At 63.8% G+C, this 20,686-nt stretch carries 12 protein-coding genes; 10 read left to right on the top strand and 2 right to left on the bottom strand.

Annotated features, from left to right (window positions below; genetic code table 11):
* Positions 1-61 precede the first annotated feature (61 nt).
* Entirely contained in the window at positions 62-1,636 is a 1,575-nt protein-coding gene (locus tag E5A73_RS09870; protein WP_168355892.1) for a winged helix-turn-helix domain-containing protein, read from the bottom strand.
* Between the two features lie 715 nt (positions 1,637-2,351).
* Here E5A73_RS09870 and E5A73_RS09865 point away from each other — a divergent pair.
* Both E5A73_RS09865 and E5A73_RS09860 read left to right on the top strand, forming a co-directional pair.
* Entirely contained in the window at positions 2,352-3,767 is a 1,416-nt protein-coding gene (locus tag E5A73_RS09865; protein WP_168355891.1) for a Gfo/Idh/MocA family protein, read from the top strand.
* Positions 3,764-4,543 (top strand): 3-keto-disaccharide hydrolase, encoded by a 780-nt coding sequence (locus E5A73_RS09860; RefSeq protein WP_135963675.1) that lies wholly within the window; start codon positions 3,764-3,766, stop codon positions 4,541-4,543. Before E5A73_RS09865 ends, E5A73_RS09860 begins: the two co-directional genes overlap by 4 nt.
* A 33-nt stretch (positions 4,544-4,576) precedes the next feature.
* Here the strand turns inward: E5A73_RS09860 and E5A73_RS09855 are convergent, their stop codons facing one another.
* The gene (locus tag E5A73_RS09855) at positions 4,577-7,444 is read right to left on the bottom strand and encodes a TonB-dependent receptor plug domain-containing protein (RefSeq protein WP_135963674.1); all 2,868 of its coding nucleotides are present in this window, start codon (positions 7,442-7,444) and stop codon (positions 4,577-4,579) included.
* 316 nt (positions 7,445-7,760) lie between these two features.
* On the opposite strand from E5A73_RS09855, the gene E5A73_RS09850 reads away from it, so the two are divergent.
* From E5A73_RS09850 to E5A73_RS09815, 8 genes are all read left to right on the top strand, one after another.
* Positions 7,761-8,891: a dipeptidase gene (locus E5A73_RS09850; RefSeq protein ID WP_240700119.1), complete on the top strand. Its 1,131-nt coding sequence runs from the start codon at positions 7,761-7,763 to the stop codon at positions 8,889-8,891.
* Between the two features lie 43 nt (positions 8,892-8,934).
* Complete coding sequence (locus E5A73_RS09845; protein WP_135964205.1) at positions 8,935-9,975, top strand: N-acetyltransferase DgcN family protein; 1,041 nt, start codon at positions 8,935-8,937, stop codon at positions 9,973-9,975.
* Between the two features lie 67 nt (positions 9,976-10,042).
* Positions 10,043-11,527 (top strand): serine hydrolase domain-containing protein, encoded by a 1,485-nt coding sequence (locus E5A73_RS09840; protein WP_135963672.1) that lies wholly within the window; start codon positions 10,043-10,045, stop codon positions 11,525-11,527.
* 16 nt (positions 11,528-11,543) lie between these two features.
* Complete coding sequence (locus tag E5A73_RS09835; protein ID WP_135963671.1) at positions 11,544-13,502, top strand: serine hydrolase domain-containing protein; 1,959 nt, start codon at positions 11,544-11,546, stop codon at positions 13,500-13,502.
* A complete protein-coding gene (locus tag E5A73_RS09830; protein WP_135963670.1) occupies positions 13,499-14,044 on the top strand; it encodes a hypothetical protein in 546 nt (181 codons plus the stop codon). The genes E5A73_RS09835 and E5A73_RS09830 overlap by 4 nt, the downstream gene beginning before the upstream one ends.
* A gap of 88 nt (positions 14,045-14,132) precedes the next feature.
* The gene (locus tag E5A73_RS09825; RefSeq protein ID WP_135963669.1) at positions 14,133-16,055 is read left to right on the top strand and encodes a CocE/NonD family hydrolase; all 1,923 of its coding nucleotides are present in this window, start codon (positions 14,133-14,135) and stop codon (positions 16,053-16,055) included.
* Between the two features lie 147 nt (positions 16,056-16,202).
* The gene (locus E5A73_RS09820) at positions 16,203-19,025 is read left to right on the top strand and encodes a TonB-dependent receptor (protein WP_135963668.1); all 2,823 of its coding nucleotides are present in this window, start codon (positions 16,203-16,205) and stop codon (positions 19,023-19,025) included.
* A gap of 351 nt (positions 19,026-19,376) precedes the next feature.
* Entirely contained in the window at positions 19,377-20,207 is an 831-nt protein-coding gene (locus E5A73_RS09815) for an aldo/keto reductase (RefSeq protein WP_135963667.1), read from the top strand.
* The last annotated feature ends 479 nt before the right edge of the window (positions 20,208-20,686 follow it).

The raw sequence follows: 20,686 nt of genomic DNA, 5'->3' as shown, positions 1-20,686 counted from the left end.
AAATGGCACGATTGCGCCGCGGCCCCGAATGGCGTGCAGAAATTCTGCGCTGGCCGCGTGCTCAGATCGGCGCTTTGAGCCCCGTTCCCGTCAGTACGAACGGCGGAATGACGTCCGCGCCGTGCAGCCGGGTGAGGTGGGCAAGAAGCCCCTGCAGGATGTTGGCGCGCGCCTCTGGCGAGGTGAGCTGGCGCGCGGAGGTCATGTAGGTGAACTCGATTGCATTGCGTGCGCCGTCGGGACCGGCGGCGACGAGGACGTCCATGGCCACCTGCGGTGTCGCGTCGCCGGGCGGGGTGACCAGAACGGCGACCATCACGCGGAGTGCAAGCGGGGAGTGCGGGCTCTCATAGGCGGTGGGCTCTGCCTTCAGCGCTTCGCGATCGCCGGCGGCGAGCAACGCGATGCATTTGATAACACGCATGTGCGTTTCGAATTCGGAACCGGCATCCGCCATCTCGATTCCGCGATCGAAGAAGGCCAAAGCAGCCGGAAAGTCGCCGTGCGCCTGTCGGATCTGCCCAAGTATCGGCAGCGCAGCAGCAAAATCTGCCGTCCGGGCGAAGGCCCGCTCGGCGAGATCCTCCGCCAGCTCCAGATGGCCGCGATCGACGAAATATAGGAGCTTGGCGGCGGCGAGCATCAGCAGGGGATTGCTTTCGATGAGCGGCAGGCACTCCAGCACGGTCGCTTCGATCTCACTCTCCAGATCATCGCGCTCGCCGCGGCTGATGCCGATGAAGGGGTTGGCGAGGACGAGGCGTGCGAACAGGTGCAGGCACCATTGGAGCGCGATGTCCGCGCTGGCCGGGTTCTGCTCCCGGGCTTCGCGCAATTGCAGGCCTTTCTCCAGCCATTCCGGGTTGGAGGCCGATAGCAGTGTCGTTGCCTTGCGAAAGCGGATCTCGAGTGGCTGGTCGGCAGGCGTGCCGAGCCCTTCCGAAGCCTCGGCCAGATTTCTCTGCAACGCCTCGACGACATCGTTCGCGGCGCGTTCGATCTCGGGCGTGAGCGACGTCGTGCCGAAACCTCCGAACTCGACGCGAAGCGCCCGGATGATGCGCCGTGACTGGACCTCCCGGAGCGTGGCTATTCCACAAAGGTTGGCCCCGCTCTCCTGATAGCGCACCTCCAGCAGATATCGTGTGGCGATGTCCTCTTCGCTGGCCATGATGATCACGGCCTGGCCCGGGCCGATCGTGCTCACGATCCTGTCACGCATCTGTCCGATGATCGCCTCTGCCTGTTCGGCCAGGCGCGTATCCGGTCGAGGGACGACAGGGACAATCGCCAGAATTCCGCTTGCGGTCCCGCGATCCGGTTTCGCGGCGGCGACCGGCGATCGGGCGGCGATCCATATATAGCCCTCGCCATATTGCGTAGCGATAAATCTGGGAGATCTTGCGCTGTCGCCCAGCTTTGCACGCAGCCGGTTGATGAGAAAATCGACGTTGCGATCCGAGATGTCCGAGTCCGTCGATGCGATTGCGTCAAGCAATTGGCTCCGCCGCATCAGGCTGTGGGGTTGCCGGGACAGCATCAAAAGGAGCGCCCGCTCGCTTCGGGTGAACCGGATTTGCTTGCCGTCGCGATGCGCGAACAGGCAGCTGCGATCCAGTACGACATCACCGAACACCAGAGCGTCCGACTGTAGCATTCCAAAGCCCTCGGCGGTGGATGTTGTGTTCACGCAAGACGCAGATGATTCTTCCGCACACCGATCTTGTAACCTTATGACGTGGACACCGGCAATTGTGGCGCTCAGATCGCTGGCAAGAGCGGCCTTCGGGTGAGTTTCAAAATGTGTCGTTATTTGCATCTCAACCAGCCAGATGAGCGAAACGCCGCTTTTTGACGGCCATGGCGGGGATGCCAAAGGCCTGCAATTTGGCGCAAAGCGAGCGCGTACCGCTCCACACCTCCCCACAAAATCTTACGCCTAGTGGGGGAAAATGTGGGGTGGGCAAAGGCGACCTGAGCAATCCCGCGCCAAATCAAATCATTAGTCCAGGATCTGAGATTCCGCCCGCGGCGTTCATTGCGAATGCTGCGGCAGGAAACGGCCGCGTTGCGCCCCTCTCTTGGACTCATTTCCTCTCCTCGCTTCACGCCTGGCTCGTTTGGCGGCGCATTTGAGAGAGGTGCTGACTAGGCACTGGAAAAGTAAAACAAGTTCCTTTATTATTTGCGGCGATACCTTGGACGGTAGACACAAAAGGAGAAGGGTGGTCCACTGGGACGATATTCGGAAGCGGCGAGACGCCAGCCTTCGATGTCTCCAAGCTATGGCGGAGCATTCTATTCGGCCGTTTGTGGCCAAGGGCCGGACGACCGACAGGAGGGAGCATTTCATGACCGACACGCGAACCAGCCTTACCCGGCGCGACTGGATGCGCGGCGCTGCGGCAACTGCCGGCCTCCTCGCGGCACCGGGCCAGGCGTCCGCCCGCCGCATCGCGCCGAGCGACCGGGTCAACGTGGCGATCATCGGTGCCGGCGGCATGGGCGCGCAGAACATGACCAAGCTCACCGGCGAGAACATCGTCGCGGTGGCCGACGTCGATTTCGGTTATGTCGCTAAGGCTTTCGTCGACGACAAGGGCCTTGCTCGTCCCGAACGGCAGCTGCTCAAGCAAGCCTATGATCGCGCGGCGAAGTTCGCCGATTACCGGCGCATGCTGGACAGCCGCAAGGATATCGACGCCGTGGTGATCGCCACCCCGGACCATCACCATGCGATCGCCGCGAAGACCGCCATGGAGCACGGGCTTCACGTCTATGTGCAAAAGCCACTCACTTACACGGTGCGCGAGGGACGGAAGCTGCTCGATCTCGCCAGGCGCAATCCCAAACTGGTGACTCAGATGGGAAATCAGGGTCATTCGGGCGATGACGGGCGCCGCGTGGTGGAGCTGATCCGCGGCGGCGTCATCGGCCGGGTCCGCGAGGTGCATGCCTGGACCAACCGACCGGTCTGGCCGCAGGGAGAAGCGCGCCCCGCCGCAGTCCCGAAGCCTGCCGCCCTGGATTGGGACCTGTGGCTCGGGCCGGCAGCGGTCGATTGGGGCTACAATCCGGATTATGCCCATTTCAACTGGCGCGGCTGGGTTCCGTTCGGAATCGGTTCACTGGGCGATATGGGCGCGCACCTGATCGACTTCCCCGTCTGGGCGCTCGAGCCCGGTCTGCCGACGCGGATAGAAACACGGCACAGCCGCTGGGGTGGCGATGCCGACATATGGGACGGCAAGCCGCCCGCCGATTTGGGCAGCTACCCGCTCGCCAACATCACCACGTACCAGTTCGGCCATGCCAAAGGCGGGCCGATCACGATGACCTGGTATGACGGCGGGCTGATGCCGCCTACCCCGGCGGCGATGCCCGCCACTGCCCGGATGAATCCCGATGGCGGCGTCCTCTATATCGGCGAGCGCGGGATGTTGATGCACGATACTTATGGCGAGAAGCCGGTGTTGGTCGGCGAGGGAACCGCCGCGCGTGCGGCGGCGGTGCCGGTATCGCTGGCGCGGGTGCAGGGCGGCCGCGAGGGACACGAGATGAACTGGATCCGCGCGATCCGCGGCGAGGAGGCGATCTCCTCGCCCTTCGCGGTCGCAGTGCCACTCAACGAGACGATGATTCTCGGCATGGTTGCGATGCGCGCGGATCAGCCGATAGAGTATGACGGCGCAGCCGGGCAGATTACCAACCTGGCGGATGCCAACCGCTTTTTGGACCGGGAGTATCGTGAAGGATGGGCACTATGATCTTTACCTTGGCGGCCGTCACCCTGCTGGGCGCCCCGCTTGGCATGTCGGTCGCGCAGACCGCCGCACAGTCCCGTCCGCAGGACACCGAAGTCTGGGCGCCCGAAGTGCCGTTGATCACGCCCGGGCCCTTTTCGACGGTTGCCGCGCCGTCTGACGCGATAGTGTTGTTCGACGGCAAGAACCTCGGCGAGTGGGTTACCACCAAGGACAAGTCGCCCGCCCGCTGGACCGTGGCGGATGGCGTGCTGACCGTGCGCAAGGGCACCGGCAACATCGAGACGCGGCGAAAGTTTCGCAACTATCAACTGCACCTCGAATGGCGGATCCCGGCGGGCATTACCGGCGAGGGCCAGGGGCGGGGTAACAGCGGCCTGTTCCTCGCATCCACCGGTGACGGCGATGCCGGATATGAGCTCCAGATCATGGATAGCTTCCGCAACAAGACCTATGCCAACGGCCAGGCGGGCAGCATCTACAAACAATATGCTCCCCTCGCGAACCCGGCCCGGGCGCCCGGCGAGTGGCAGAGCTACGACCTGATCTGGGCCGCGCCCGTTTTTGGCGCGGATGGATCGCTGACCAGTCCAGCCTATGTGACCGCCTTCATGAACGGCGTCCTCGTGCAGGACCATGTCGCGCTCAAGGGCGCGACCGTCTATATCGGAGCGCCACGCTACGCCGCACACGGCGCTGCACCGATCAAACTGCAGGATCATGGCGATCCCAGCGCGCCGATCAGCTTTCGCTCTATCTGGTTGCGCGAGTTGAAGTGACTGCGCCGGGCAACTCCGGGCGGGCGACGATATCTAGAAATCCAGCTTGATCCCGGCCGTGAAGTACGTGCCGATCGCATCATAATACATCGCCTGGGCCGGGCTGATCGGCGGGGCCTGGTCGAGCACGTTGTTCACGTTGGCCCAGAAAGTGTACTTGTCCGCCACCTTGAACTGGGCGCCGAGATCCAGATAGGCCCGCGCCGAGATGTCGTTGTTGACGAGCCCTTCGAGAGTGGCGGTGGCGGGGTTGTCGACTGATAAATGGTTATGCTTGCCGCCACCGACATAGCGTAAGCGGGCATCCAGACCCACCGCCTGGTCCTGATAGCTGAGGCTCAGTGTGCCGCGCCACTTGGGGATCGTGTTGCCCGTGCCGCTCCCTACATCGCCTGCCGAATCGACGCGCGTCGTGGTGGTGCCCGCGGGGGGGACCCCGGTATCGATCACGAACTCGCGCACGTGCGTCGCCAGCGCACGGATCCGGAGCGAGCCCGGTAGGGAGCCGCTGACATCCGACAGGCGGACGACATAGGATGCCTCGATATCGAAGCCGGAAGTCTCGAAGATCGCGAGATTCTGCTGGTTCGACTGGACTTCCACCACGGTCCCGGTCGCGTCACGCGTGATCCGGCCACAGGCGGCGGCGTTGCCGTTGCGGCACGCACCGGTCAGGTTCGAGGCCGAGAGCGCAGTGATCGCGCCGTTGATCTCGACGTTGTAGTAATCGACCGAAAGGTTGAAGCTTCTCAGGAAGCTGGGTGTGAAGCTTGCGCCCAGGGTAGTGGTATGGCCGATCTCGGGCATCAGATCGGAATTTCCGCCGGTGTAGGTCCGCACCTGCTGCGGCGCTGGATTGTATGCCGGATTGGCGGCGGCCCTGCCGGCGCTGTCCTGATCGACGAGCGGTCCGACAGTGATCGAACGCACCGCGAACAGTTCGCCGACGGTCGGCGCGCGGATATCGCGCGAGCGCGTCCCCCGGAACATCAGGCTGTTGAACAGGCTGACCGTGGCACCGCCCTTCCACGACCAGATGCCACCGCTGCGACTATAATCCGAATAGCGTGCGGCGCCGTTGAGGTCGATTTTCACCTTGTCTTCGACATTCAGCAGCGGCAGCGCGACTTCGCCAAAGGCTTCTCGCACGCTGAAGCCGCCGCTGACCGGATTGCCGTAGAGTGTCAGCACGGGACCGAATACGCCGGCCAGATCCAAGTCGCCGCTACGCGCGCCTTGCTCCTCCCACCGCGCCTCTGCGCCGACGGCGACCGTCACCGGGCCCGCCCATAGCGAGAACAGATCGCCCTGGATCTCCACCGCGGCGGCATCCAGCTTGGTGACGGTGTCGCTGCGCTGGGTGTCGGTCACATAGTCGAGAGCCTCCGCCGAAGGAGCGTTTCGTCCGAACAGATTGAGCGGACGGCACGCCGCGTCGTCATTGGCGGCGCTGGCATCCGCGTTGATCGCGCACACGATCTGGCCGTTGCTCGAGACCGCATTGATCGCGTTGTTGAACCGCGAGACCACGCGCGTATTGCCGGCGCGCTGCCGGAAATCCACTTCGCCGTGGCTGAAATGGGCGCTGGCTTTCCAGGTGCCGCCGAGTTCGGCGTCGACTCCGACCGCGCCCTCCTTCTGGGTACGCGTGCCGTCATACTCGATCATGAACGGGCCATCGAAGAACCGGCCCAGGGTGAAACTCGTCTGACCGGCCCCGGCCAGGGCGCTTCGGATTTCGGGCGACAGGAAAGGGTTGGTCGCCTGGACCGTGATGCTTGCCGGCGCGCCGATATCGGGCAGGAACCCGTATTTGGACCGCGATCGGCCATAACTCGCGTCGGCCCATGCCACGATGCCGCCGAAATCGTAGGTCGCCCGGCCGAAGGTGCTGATCCGTTCGAGCGGCGTCGTGACTGCGATCGCATCGAACAATCCAACGCCGTCGGCGCCTCCGATCATCTGCCCGGGAAACGGCGTCGCGGCCGGGTTGGCCGCGAGCGACGTGCCGCCGCGGAACGGCCGCAGGGTTCCGTCGTCGTTGAAGATCTGCCCTGCGAAGATGCCGCTGGTGATCAGGCCTGCCGAGGCCGTGTTGCCGTTGTTGACGTCGCGGACCAGGATCTGGCGAAGATCGGTCGCCACGGTCGGGTTCAACCGCACCGACGCCGCGCTGCCGAGATTGCGGCGTGAGTTGCGGTCCGGGATCGCCTTGTCGTCTATATATTCACCGGTGAGCAACAATTGCCCCCGGCCATCGGCGAAGGATGTTCCCAAGGTCAGATCCGCGCCGTAGCGCGCGCCGTCTCCGCGCGACGAGATACCCGATTGCACGCCGAGATGGATTCCCTCCACCTTGTTCTTGAGCAGAATGTTTACAACCCCCGCAACGGCGTCGGAACTATAGGCGGCGGACGCGCCACCGGTCACGATCTCGACACGCTCGACCAGCGCCAGCGGGACATAATTGAGGTTGTTCTGCCCGACGAAGCGGCGCCCGTTGATCAGCGTCAGCGTCCGGTTGGCGCCCAGGCCGCGGAGATCCACCGGCGCACTGCCGCTGGTAGTATTGCCGGCCGATACCTGGGTTGTCGTCGTAGGGCGGAACTGCGGGGAGTCGTTCAGGACCTGCTGGAGGTTGGAGCGTTGGCCCTGGCGTATCTCGAGAGCGCCGATCACGGTCGTCGGCGTCGGCTGGTCGAACCCCGCGCGCTCGATGCGCGACCCCGTGACGACGATGGTGTCGCTCGCCGTCTCATCGACTTCCGCCTCGGCGATGGGCTCGGTCTGCGGCGCCGACTGCGCCGCGGCGGGAAGCGAGATCAACCATCCCGCCGCCAAGGCGGACAGGCCGACTCCCTGAGCGAAGGTATGAGCAAGGCTGGAAATGGATTTGTGCATGATCGCCCCCGATGATGGACTGCTTGGTTGCAGTTCCGTTTCAGCGGAGATCGTGACATACTGTCCCAATCAGGACAATACTTTTCCTAAGAGGCATAAATGGCGCAAATATCGACCTTTTTCTCCAAACCTTGACTCGTTGCTTACCTTAGGGTCCGTTGCATTCGGCATCGGAATCGGCATCGACTTCGGCGTCATTGAGGGAGTGGCCATGCCTAGTGGGCTCCTGTCGTCGGTGAGCCGGCGAGGAAGATATTCGCGCATTGACGTTCCCAATCAGGACGATATTGTCTCAGATAGAAATATGGGGAACGCGATGCTGATCTCTCGCCGACAGGCGCTTTGCGGCGCTGGTGCTGCTCTTGCCGCTCCCTATGTTGCACGCGCTGGATTTCAGGTCAGTCCTGCGACCGGGCGCAGCTATTCGAAGCGCGCGATCGAGCTGGTTCGCAGCGCCGTGGTGATCGACATGCTCGCGCCCATCAAGATCGACTTCGAGCCGGAATTCTACGCGAAACCCCTCAGCGATACTGCGGCCGCCGACTTCCGCGCGAGCGGCATCACCGCGATCCACCATGCCATCGGGATCGGCGGTCCCACCGCCAGGGAGCAGGCGCTCAGCTTCTTCGCGATCTGGGGTAATTACGTCGCGCGCAACAGCCATGTCTTCACCGGGGTCGACAAGTTCGCGGACATCCTGCGCGCCAAGAAAAATGGCAGGGTCGCAGTGATCATGGGCCTGCAGAATGCAGACCATTTCCTGCGTCCCGCCGACGTGAAGAGCTTTTACGAGATCGGCCAGCGGTGCGCCCAACTCACCTATAATTCGCAGAACCGCATCGGCTCGGGCTCGACGGACCGAGTCGATGGCGGCGTCAGCGATTTCGGGGCCGAGATCATCAAGGCGATGAACGATGTCGGCATGCTGGTCGATGTCTCGCATTCGGGCGATCGGACCACGCTCGACGCGATCGCCATCTCGACCAAGCCTATTGCAATCACCCACAGCAATTGCCGCGCGCTGATCGAACATCCGCGCGTCAAGACGGACGAGGCGATCAAGGCGCTCGCCGCCAAGGGCGGCGTGATGGGGATCACGGGCGTCCGCAACTTCGTCAGCAAGACCGATCCCACGACGATCGTGAACTATGCCGACCATATCGACCATGTCGTGAAGCTCGTCGGCATCGACCATGTCGGGATCGGCACCGATTCCGACCTGTACGGCTATGACGACACCTCGCCCGAGATGAACAAGATGCTGCGCGGCGCCTACAAGGACAGCTACGCCTTTCGCGAGAAGATCGACGTCGATGGCTTCGATCATCCGCTCAAGATGTTCGATCTCGCCGACGAGCTGATCCGCCGCAAATATTCCGACGCGAACATCCGCGCCGTGCTCGGCGGCAATTTCCAACGACTGCTGACCGCAACCTGGGGTGGCTGACTATGGAAAACCTGTGTCTGCCTTCGACCTTGCGAGCCGTTCGATGAACGCCCCGATGGAGCACGCGCTCGGCGCGCTGGCGCTGCCGCAGCCTTATGTACTGTTCCTCGGCGACACCACTATCGCGGGCTTCGCCAAGACTGCGCTCGGGCTCAAGGACTGGGCGCCGGAAAAATGCGTGGGCGAGCTGCGGCTGCCGGGCGCGACGGTTACCACCGGGCTGGAGGCGCTCACCCCGTCCGAGGCAGCCGCGCGAGGCGCACGCGCGCTCGTGATCGGAGTGGCCAACCAGGGCGGTGTGATCCCGCCGCACTGGCGCGCTTCGCTGATCGAGGCGCTGGAGGCGGGACTCGACCTGATTGCCGGCATGCACATGCGGCTCTCCGACATTCCGGAACTCGCGGACGCCGCGGAACGGTTCGGCCGCCGCCTCATCGATGTCAGGGTGCCGCCTGCCCGGATCCCGGTCGGGACCGGGCGCAAGCGCAGCGGCAAGCGGCTGCTCACTGTCGGAACGGATTGCGCGCTCGGCAAGAAATATACTGCATTGGCGCTGGCCCGCGCACTCGAGCGGCGGGGCGTGGATGTGGATTTTCGCGCGACGGGACAGACCGGCATCATGATCGCGGGCGGCGGCATCCCGATGGACGCCGTTGTCTCCGACTTCGAGGCCGGAGCCGCCGAACTGCTCTCCCCCGACGCAGCCGAAGATCACTGGGACGTGATCGAAGGCCAGGGTGCCATCACCCACCCTTCTTATGCCGCGGTGTCGCTCGGGCTGCTCCATGGTAGCCAGCCCGACGTTTTCGTGGTCTGCCATGAACCCGGCCGCACCGAGATGCTCGGCACTGCGGGTTATCCGCTCACCAGCGTCGAACGGATCGTCGAGCTCACCATTGCGCTCGGCAGCCGAACCAATCCCGCGATCCGCTGCGGCGGCTTCGCGTTCAACACCTCGGCGCTCGGGGCGGCGGAAGCCGCCGAACTGATGGCGCGGGAAAGCGAGCGGCTCGGACTGCCTGTCGCCGACCCGATCCGCGGCGGCTCCGCCTTCGACGCTCTGGTGGCCAGCTGCCTCGCATGACCGATCCGGCGCCTCGCACGCGGGACGCGGGGACATCTTCGACTCAATATCGTGCGGGGGATACTGTATGACTCGATTTCCGGCCCTTCTCGGCGCCGCGATCGCCGCTTCGCTGCTATGCTCGGCAGCGCTGTCGTCCGCCGCAGTGGCACAGACGCCACGAACCGCCGCCTATGCTGTCCCGCAAACCCGAATCGCTGGACTTGCCGACTTCGTCGACGGCGTGATGGCGCAGCAGATCGCGACGCGCGAAGTCGCCGGCGCGGTCGTTACCGTGGTCCATCGCGGTCGCGTGCTGTTCACGCGGGGCTATGGTTTCGCCGATGTCGACAAGGGCGTCCCGGTAGACGCGCAGCGAACGCTGTTCCGCCCGGGCTCGGTATCCAAGATGTTCACCTGGACGGCGCTGCTGCAGCAGGTGGAGCTGGGCCGCGTCAGCCTCGATGCCGATGTGAACACCTATCTCGATTTCAAAATTCCGCCGCTGGAAGGCAAGCCCATCCGCGTGCGCGACTTGTTCTCGCATACGGTAGGCATGAGCGACGTGGCCGGGATCACCGCCCCGTCGGTCGACAAACTCGTGCCCTATCGCGAGTGGATGAAGACCCATATTCCGAAGCGGCTGTGGCCGGCCGGGACCGAGGTATCGTATTCGAATTACGGCGCGGCGCTCGCCGGCTACATCGTGGAGCAGGTCTCGGGCGAACCCTTCCCCGATTATGTCGAGCGGCACATCTTCAAGCCGCTCGACATGCACTCCTCGACCTTTCGCGAACCGCTTCCCGCCGCGCTCGCACCGCGCATGGCGACGGGGTACGGCTTCAAGGAAGGCCGGTTCGAGGCCAAGCCGTTCGAGCTGTTCAGCATGATCATGCCCGCCGGCTCGGGGACGAGCAGCGGGCCGGACATGAACCGGTTCATGATGGCGATGCTGAACGGCGGCGCCCTGGGCAAGGCGCGGATCCTCAAGCCCGAATCGGTCAAGCTGCTGATGCGCGATTCGCGCGCCAACGCGCCCGACCTGCCCGGCATGGCGCACGGCTTCTTCGTGGTCCGCGAGGCCGGCCCGCGCCTGGTGGGTCATGGCGGCAATACCGGCGACTTCCATTCGAACATGATCCTCGCGCCCGAGGCGGGCCTCGGCTTCTTCATCTCGGAGACCGGCGGCCAGGGCAGCTATGGCGGGCGTACCGAGCTCACCGAGGCTCTGATCGGTCGCCTCTTCCCGCAAACCCCCATGCCGCGCGTTGCCGCACCGGCAGGCGAGAAGCTTCCGCTCGGCGCCTATCGTGGGAACCGGCGCGACTATTCACGGCCCATCGATCCCGAGCGCGACCTCAAGGTCGCCGCCGCCGGCGCCAATGCGGTCACCGTCCTCAACGACGGCCGCACGACCTATTGGGAACGGGTCGGGCCGATGCTGTTCGAGCAGGTGACCGGCGCGCGCGCCGGCGGCCCCTACGAACGGCTTCGCTTCTACGGTGAGGTCGGCCGCTGGCGCCTCTCTTTCTCTTCCCAGCCGCACACCACCTATCATCTGGTACAGCCCTGACGCAGGAGAACACCCCATGAAGCTGTTGATCGCACTCGCGCTCACCTGCGCTCCCGTTGCGGCATATGCCCAGACCGTGGCTGCCGACACGCCCGGCAAGACCGCCAGTGGCGTCCAGTACGTCCAGCCCAAGGACTGGACGGCGAGCAAGCAGGGTGCCGCAACTGTCTTCGCGTCGCCCGAGAACGATCTGCGCATCGTGGTGGTCGACGTCGGCGCCGCGACCGACGGCAAGGATGCCGCGGCAAAAGCCTGGACGGTCTTTCGCACCGGGAGCGCACCCGCGCCGCGGCTCGCCACCGCCGCTCCTCCCGGTGATGGCTGGGACGAGCGCCTGAGCATCGCCTACGAAACCCCGCCTACCGAACGCGCCACGCGTTCGGCGCTGGCGCTGCGTAACGGCACCGCCTGGACGGTATTGATCGTCGATGGCGCCGCCGGAACCGCAGCCAAGCGTTCTGCGGCGGTCTCGGTGGTGCAGCAGGGCCTGCGCCCCGCGGGCTATCAGCAAGAAAGCTTCGCCGGCAAGACCGCGCACGAGCTGACGCCCGCGCGCGTCCAGCTGATCCGCGACTTCGTCGAAAAGAGCCGCCAGGCACTGGAAGTGCCGGGTATCGGCTTCGCGCTGATCGATAACGGCAAGGTTTTGTGGCAGGGCGGCTTCGGCGTGCGTGCCCTCGGATCGCCGGAAAAGGTGGACGAGAACACCAAGTTCATGATCGCGTCGAACACCAAGGGCATGACGACCCTGCTCCTTTCGGTGCTGGCCGACGAAGGCAAGCTGCGCTGGGACCAGAAGGTCGTGGACCTCTATCCCGAGTTCCGCCTCGGCAACGACGAAGTCACCCAGTCCGTGCTGGTCAAGCATCTGGTCTGCGCCTGCACGGGACTGCCGCGCAAGGATTACGGTTTCATCCTCGCCGACAGAGGCGCTCCGGCTTCGGCCACTTTCACCCAGCTCGCCGCCACCATGCCCACCAGCAAATTCGGTGACCTGTTCCAGTATAACAACCAGATGGCTTCCGCCGCGGGCTATGTCGCCGGGCACATCCTTTACCCCAAGACCGAATTCGGGGCTGCCTATGACCGGGCGATGGAAGAGAAGATCTTCAAGCCCCTGGGCATGAAGGACAGCACCTTCGACTATGCCAAGGGCATGGCCGGCAATTGGGCGTCGCCGCACGGTCTCGACATCGATGGCCGCGTGACGCGGATGACCAACGATTTCAACTATGCGCCCTATCCCTATCGCCCTGCCGGCGCGGCGTTCTCGACCACCGCGGACATGGTCCACTATGTCCAACTGGAACTCGCCAAGGGTCTGCTGCCGAACGGCAAGCGGATGGTGAGCGAGGCGAATATTCTCGAGCGCCGCAAGAAGGGTGTCCAAGTCGGTCCCGACGCCTGGTACGGCATGGGGCTGTTCCAGCGCTACGATTCTGGCGTCCAGATCGTCACGCATGGCGGAACGCTGCTGGGCTATCACAGCAACTGGTATGTGCTTCCCGAGTCTGGCGTCGGCGTGGTGATCCTGACGAATTCCGATCCGGCCGCGCAGATGCTGGATCCGGTCCTGCGCCGCGTGCTCGAAGTTCTCTATGATGGCCAGCCCGAAGCGGAGCGCGATGTCGCGGCGGCCGCGGCGCGGGTCAAGGCGCAGGCGCAGGCGCGCCGTAGCCGCCTGACCTATCCCGGCGATCCTGCGGTGCTCGGCAATCTGGCCGGCCATTACAGCGATCCGTCTGTGGGCCAGATCACGGTCAGCGAAAAGGGCGGCGAGAAGTGGATCAAGGCCGGCTTCGTCGAAGGTCCGATCGCAACCCGCAAGAATGCCGACGGCACCGTGTCGATCATCTCGGTAGGCCCAGGCAATATCGGCATCGATGCGCTCGTCGGCAAAGCGGGCGACAAGCGCACGCTGATGATCAACGACGGCCAGCAGAATGAGTATGTCTATGTTGAGGACGGGCAATGAGGAGCCGCACCGTCATCGCTCTGGCCACACGCGCGGGTTGGCAGCCTCAGGGGAAATTATCGATGAAAATTGTCGGACCTTTGGTCTTTGGGCTCGTCCTTGCGTTGCTGCTGCCCTTCGCTGCGCATGCGGCGGGCGATCCCTTTCTCGGTACCTGGCGCCTCAGCAAGGCCAAGTCGGTCATAGCCACGGATCCAGGCGTCAAGAGTAAGGAGTTCGTCTTCTCGCCTGGCACCGAAGGCGTTCTAATCACCGAAACGCTGGAGATGGTTTCGGAAAATGGGGAAAAGCATATTTCGCACATTCCCTATGTGTATGGGAAACCCACGCCGCAGACCGGTCCCGGCATGGATACCTTGTTGGTCGTCAAGGCAGACAGTCGCACCGCTTACTGGACCGTGCTCGCTAAAGGGCAGGTCCTGTCTCAGCTACAGGTCAACATTTCAGACGACGGCAGGCAGATGACATTTCGCTACCTGTGGAGCGCCGCCGATCCGACGGGCAAGGCATTCAACGATCGGTACGTCTATGAAAAACAGTGAACGGGGAGCCCTAGCGCGAGCAAGAGTTGCTTGCGGCTCTAGGCCCACCTGATTGCATAACGGCAGGATATCCGAAGGGAAGGTTCAGATGCTCGAGCGACTTGGTGTTGGCAGCTCAAGAACCTTCGTGATCGCGATCCTTGCCCTTGCGACGGGCAGGCCGGCGGCGGCGGTCGACACCCCGCGAGCCACGCAGATAGTCGCTCCCGCTCCGGACCTCACCGATCAGGTTCCGCCAGGCGCCACGATCGGCGACTATGTCGGTGAAGACCTGATGGTCCCGATGCGCGATGGCGTAAAGCTGCACGTGCAGGTCTGGCGGCCCAAGAACGGCAGCGACCCTCTGCCCGTCCTGATGAGTCGTTCGCCCTATGGCTTCAGCATGGCGCATGTCGGCAGCCTGCTCACTGCGTCCTACAAGGAGCTGGCGGCCGACGGCTTCATCTTCGTTCTCCAGGATATCCGGGGCCGGCTCGGCTCGGAGGGCAGCTTCACGAATCTCCGGCCGCGAAAGGCCGGTGCGAGCGGCGTCGACGAATCGACCGACACTTATGATTCGATCGATTGGCTGGAGAAGAACGTGCCGGCCAACAACGGCAGGGCCGGCGTGATCGGCGTTTCCTACGGAGGCTGGACCGCGGCGATGGCCACGATCGCTCCGCACCCGGCGCTGAAAGCAGTCTCGTCACAGGCCTCGCCCAACGACATGTTCATAGGCGACGACTTCCTGCACAACGGCGCCTTCCGGCTCGATTATGCCTGGAGCTGGGTGACGGCACTGGAAACGGACGGCCGCACGATGAAGCCGTTCGATTTCGGCGGAGAGAAGGACGCCTTCGCGTGGTACCTGCGGCAGCAGGACCTCGCCACGTTGGACCGGCAGCATCTGGGCGCCAGCATGCCCAGCTGGCAGAACTTCGTGAACCACCCGACCTATGATTCTTACTGGAAGGCTCAGCGGACCACCAACAACATGGGCGCCCGCGTCGCGATCCCGAACCTGATCGTCGCCGGATGGTATGATCAGGAGGATTTCTATGGCCCCATGTCGATCTACGAGGAGCAGGAAAAAGGCGATACCAAGGGCTTGAACTATCTTGTCGTCGGCCCCTGGAATCATGGCGGCTGGCGCGGCTCGGGCGCCGCCTATGGGCCGTACGAAATGGGAGGCGCGACCGGCGCCTGGTACCGCAAGGAAGTCGAGCTTCCTTGGTTTCGATACTGGCTGAAGGGAGAGGGCACGCTCAACCAGCCCGAGGCGCTGGTGTTCCAGACCGGCAGCAATCGCTGGCAGCGCCTCGACGGCTGGCCGCTGAAGCGGGGCACCGCGACGCGTCGCCTGTACTTTCGCGCCGGCGGCAAGCTGTCGTTCGACGCGGCCCCGCGCGGCGAAGCGCCTGCAGACAGCTTCGTCTCCGATCCGGCTGATCCGGTCCCATATCGAGAGCGCGGCCTGATCAAGCCGTTCATGTCCGAAGGATCGAGTTGGTCCACCTGGCTCGCCGACGATCAGGCGCCGTTTACCCGGCGCAACGACGTGCTCTTCTGGCAAACCGATGCCCTCGCCGAGGACCTCACCATCTCCGGCGATATCGCGGCGAAGCTCTTTGCCAGCACCACCGGATCGGACGCCGACTGGGTAGTGAAGTTGGTCGACATCTATCCCACCGACGCGAGCGTGCCGACCGCGTTGCGCGGTCGCCAGCGAATGATCGCCAACGATGTGTTCCGTGGTCGATTCCGCACCAGCTACGAGAAACCCAGGGCGATCACCCCGAACGCCATCCTGGGCTATCGGATCGACCTTCATTCTGCGTCGCACGTATTCAGGAAAGGCCACCGGATCGGGGTGCAGGTCCAGAGCAGTTGGTTTCCGCTGATCGGCCGCAATCCGCAGACCTATGTGGAGAACATTTTTCGAGCGAAGCCGAAGGATTATAAGAGGCAGATCCATGCCATCTACCACACACCCGTCCACGCGTCGGCAATCACGTTGGCGGTGGTTCGATAACTGCGATCTGCCGCTGGCCGGTCGCTCCGAACAACCTCAGAGCGGGTTAATATCAATTATAAGATAAATCATTGCCACTGGCTCGGGAACCCTCTAACAAGCCGGCGAACCGCGCGCTCCGACGCGGAAACTGTCAGGGGAGATCAAATGAGAGCTAAGGCATTCTTGTGCGCCACCGTCGCGATCGTGGCTTTGACGAGCCAGTCGCGCGCCTTGGCGCAAACCGCAACCGAAGCTGAGGCCTCGACCGCACCGGTCCAGTCTCCCGAAGCGCAAACTCCGGTCGAAGCGTCGGCAGATCAAGAGGACGCGATCGTCGTTACGGGCCTGCGCCGCAGCCTCGAATCCTCGCAGCGGATCAAGCGCGAGTCCGAGGGCATCGTCGATGCGATCGTCGCCGAGGATATCGGCAAGCTGCCCGACACCTTCGCTTCCTCCGCGCTGCAGCGCGTCGCCGGCGTCAACGTCACCCGCGGCGGCGGCGAAGCGGCGGGCGTAACCGTGCGCGGGCTGCCCGATCTGACCACTACCTATAACGGCCGCCAGATATTCACTGCCGAGGGCCGCTACGTCCAGATCCAGGACTTTCCCGCCGGCACCGTCGCGGCGCTCGAGGTGTACAAGTCGGGCCTCGCCCCGCAGATCGAAGGCGGCATCGCCGGCGCGGTCAATGTGCGCGGGCGCAAGCCGTTCGACTTCAACGGCTTCGAGATTTCCGGCTCGCTCAATTATGTGCATTCCGAACAGTCGCAGGGCGGCGCCCCGAATGGCAATCTGCTGATCAGCAACCGTTGGGATACCGGCATCGGCGAGATGGGCCTGCTGGTGAACGCTTCCTATGTCGGGATCGACTTCCTCGATTCAACGCGCGAGCAGTCGCTGGTGATCGCGCGGACCAACCAGATCAATCCCGACAACGGCAGGATCTCGAACTACGCACCGGGCTACGCCGCCGGGCTCCGCTTCCCCGATGCGCAGGGCAATTTCCTCGGCTATGGCAAGCGCTGGCGTCCGTCGGCCAATGCTGCCTTCCAGTGGAAGCCAACCCCCGAGCTGGAAATCTACGCGGACGGCCTGTACCAGGGTTTCCGCTCGCAAGATTATAACCGGTGGATGTTCATCCCGATTTTCGGTCCAACCTTGCCGAACCCGGAGAATCAACCCCCGCTCACGCTGTCGAACATTACGACCTTCCCCGGCACTAACCAGATCTCTTCCATGACCGTAACCAACGCGGCAAACCCCGATGGCTGGACCGGCTCGTTCAACGGCAAGACCGATACCTATCAGGCTGGCGGCGGCGCCATATGGACGCGCGACCGGCTGCGGATCTCGGCCGACCTGGCCTATACCGACAGCCAGTACACCGCGGACAATGTCAACGTCGACTACTCGATGCTGGGTTCGCCGGTCCGCAATGTCCAGTTCGAGGCGACGCGAGACGGCGGGCCGACACAGACATTCGTCAATTACGACATCACCAATCCCGCCAATTTCACCACCCGCGGCCTCTGGCAGGAGCGGTCGGTGGTGACGGGCAAGGACTGGCAGGCGCGCACCGACCTATCCTACGATCTCGACCTTGGCTTCCTCAGGCGGATCGACGTCGGCATCCGCTACGCCGACCGGAAGGCGGGGCGAGACCTTGGCAACGTGTACGCCAACGGCCAGGGGATCGGCGTGCCGCTCGCCTCGCTGCCTGGCGCGGAAGTGAAAACCAGCCTGCCCGGCTTCACTTACAATAGAGTCCAGCCCAACGTCTTCTATGCGACGGTCACGCGCGACAGCATCCGCGATAATCTGACCGAGCTTCGTTCCTTCTTCGGTGCCCCTGCGGGTCAGCCCGCCTTCAATCCGTCCGAGAATTTCCGTGCCAACGAGAAATCCTACGCCGCCTACGCGCAGCTCAAATACGGCTTCGATCTGGGCGGGACAGTGATCGACGGCGTGGTCGGATTGCGTGCGGTCAAGACCAAGACCAAGATCGATGGCTTCTCGCGCGTCGAGCTTCCTAACGTGCCCGTCACCAACCCGGCGGTCTCGGCCGAGAGCGAATATACCGACTATCTGCCCAATGCGAGCGCGCGGATCGGGCTCAGCGACAAGCTGCAGGTGCGTTTTGCCTATACGCAAACGCGCACCCGGCCGAACTTCTTCGATCTTCGCCCGAATACGACCTTGTTCCAGCCGCCAACCTTCACCGATCCGGCCGATCCCTGCTTCGACGCGGCGAACGTGACCGAGCCCTGTATCGAGCGCCGGCGGCGCGGCGGCTCGGCGGGCAACCCCGATCTGAAGCCGCTCACTTCGGACAATTATGACGCGAGCTTCGAATATTATTTCTCGCGGACCGGCTCGTTCACCGCGGCGGTCTTCCGGCACGACGCCGCCGGATTCCTCGCGACGGTGGCGGATCGCTCGCAGCCAGGCTTGCGCATCGACCGGCCCGTGAATCTGGGTCAGACCCGGTTGCAGGGTGCCGAAGTCACGTTCACCAGCTTCCTCGATATCGATGGACTGCCCGAGTGGATGAAGGGCTTCGGCCTCCAGGCGAACGGCACGTATATCGACGCCAAGGGTGACCTTCAGCCGAACTTCGCCTCGACGCTCAACAACGAGCAGCAAGAATTCCCGGGCGTCTCGAAATGGGCGTACAATCTCGTCGCCTTGTACGAGAAGCCGCAATTCTCCGCGCGTCTGGCCTATAATTACCGGTCGAAGTTCGTGACGGGCTACACCCTCGAGACGTTCGATCCGATCGCGCATGCGATCAAGGAAAAGGGCCGCGGCCAGCTCGACTTCTCGACCTCGGTCACGCCGGTGCCGAACATTACGCTCGCGTTCGACATCGTCAACGTCCTCGGCAACCCGCTGCAGCGCGAGCGCGCGTATGACACCGGCGATGTCTATGCGCGCCAGATCCTGTATCTGGAGCGAAGCTATTCGCTCGGCGTGCGCTTCCGCTTCTGACGTTTGGCGCCCGTCCAGGGATTCCGGCGGCGTCGCTCGCCGCCGGAATCTGCTGGTCGCGGGCGCGAACGGACGATCGAGTGACGATACCGAACGAGTGGGTCACGGCAGCCGGGGGCGATTTGTCGGTCGGCAGGGATATGCGGCCGCTCGCCGGACATCTCCGGAAATAGCGTCGACTTGCGTTCCCACGCCGCCGCCTCGACCGATATCGTCGAGAGAGGCTCCGGCTCTATATGACCTGCCTCTATAGGATCGGCCTTTTTAAGTCCGATGGCGCTTCGATTGGATTGCCGCGGGGCTGCCCAGTCCCTTGACGCGTTATGTCCCGAAACCAGGGACCAGGACGATATGCGCACCATTGACCTCGCCAGCGGCGAACGTGTGCCTTGCCTAGGGCAAGGTACGTGGATGATGGGCGATCGCCCCCAGCGTCGTGCCGAGGAAATCGCCGCACTCCGAACTGGTATCGAGCTCGGCATGACGCTGATCGACACCGCCGAAATGTATGGCCAGGGCGCGAGCGAGACGCTGATCGGCGAGGCGATCGCAGGCATGCGCGACCAGATCCTTCTGGTCAGCAAGGCCTATCCGCAAAATGCCTCGCGCGAGCGCTTGGCCCGGTCATGCGAGGCGAGCCTGAAGCGGCTCCGAACGGATCGCCTCGATCTCTACCTGCTCCATTGGCGCGGCAGCGTGCCCCTGGCGGAGACGGTGGCGGCGATGGAGAAGCTCCAGTGCGAGGGCAAGATCCGCCACTGGGGCGTCAGCAACCTGGATACGGACGACATGGGGGAGCTCGTGGCGGCCGGTGGCGGCGCCTGCGCGACCGACCAGATCCTCTACAATCTGTCCCGCCGCGGGCCCGAGCACGACCTGCTGCCATGGCTTGGCGAGCGCGGCATGTCGGCCATGGCCTACAGCCCGGTCGAGCAGGGGCGGCTTCTCGGCAATCCGGCGCTTGCGGCGATCGCGTCTGAAATCGATGCGACGCCGTCGCAGCTCGCATTGGCCTGGGTATTGCGTCGGCCCGGCGTGATCGCGATCCCGAAGGCCGGCAGCGTCGAGCATGTACGCGAGAACCGCGCGGCGGCGGATCTCGTGCTGGACGTGGAGATACTGACCAGGCTCGACGCACTATTCCCGGGACCGCGTGCCCCGCGGCCGCTCGAGATGCTCTAGCGGCGCCCGTTCGCGCATCTGGGACGACGGGTTGGGTAGCGTTCCGCGATAAATGTCGCGCCATTGTCACTTTTTTCGATTCGGTGGGTTGACGGGTGGGGCCGACACCCATAAATGCGGCGCTCCCGGCACGATGCGAATGCGTCGCCGAGACTTTCGCGGTGGTCTTCGACTGGCGCGGAAAAATCAAAGCTCTCTGGCTTTAGGCGGATTGTTCTGCAATCCGCCGCGCGCCATTGGGTGTGGAGCATCCTCGGATGTTCCATCGCTCTTTGACATAGTGATTTAGATGAAGGGACATGTGGGCGGCGGCTCCGGGTCTGGACGGCTTCAAGGCGTTCGGTACTCGGTTAAAGCTAAGCTGCTCTAAACATGTCCTGTCACGTTTCCATACGTAATTGGTTTTGTGCAGAGCGGCTCCTTGAGATGCTGTTTTGGCTGGGGGATTCCACCTCGGTTATAACAGTCATAAACTTGAG

Source organism: Sphingomonas gei (assembly GCF_004792685.1).
In the GTDB taxonomy this organism is placed as follows: Bacteria; Pseudomonadota; Alphaproteobacteria; order Sphingomonadales; family Sphingomonadaceae; genus Sphingomonas; species Sphingomonas gei.
Note: the sequence above shows the minus strand (reverse complement) of the source record. Positions and strands in the feature narration are given on the sequence as shown.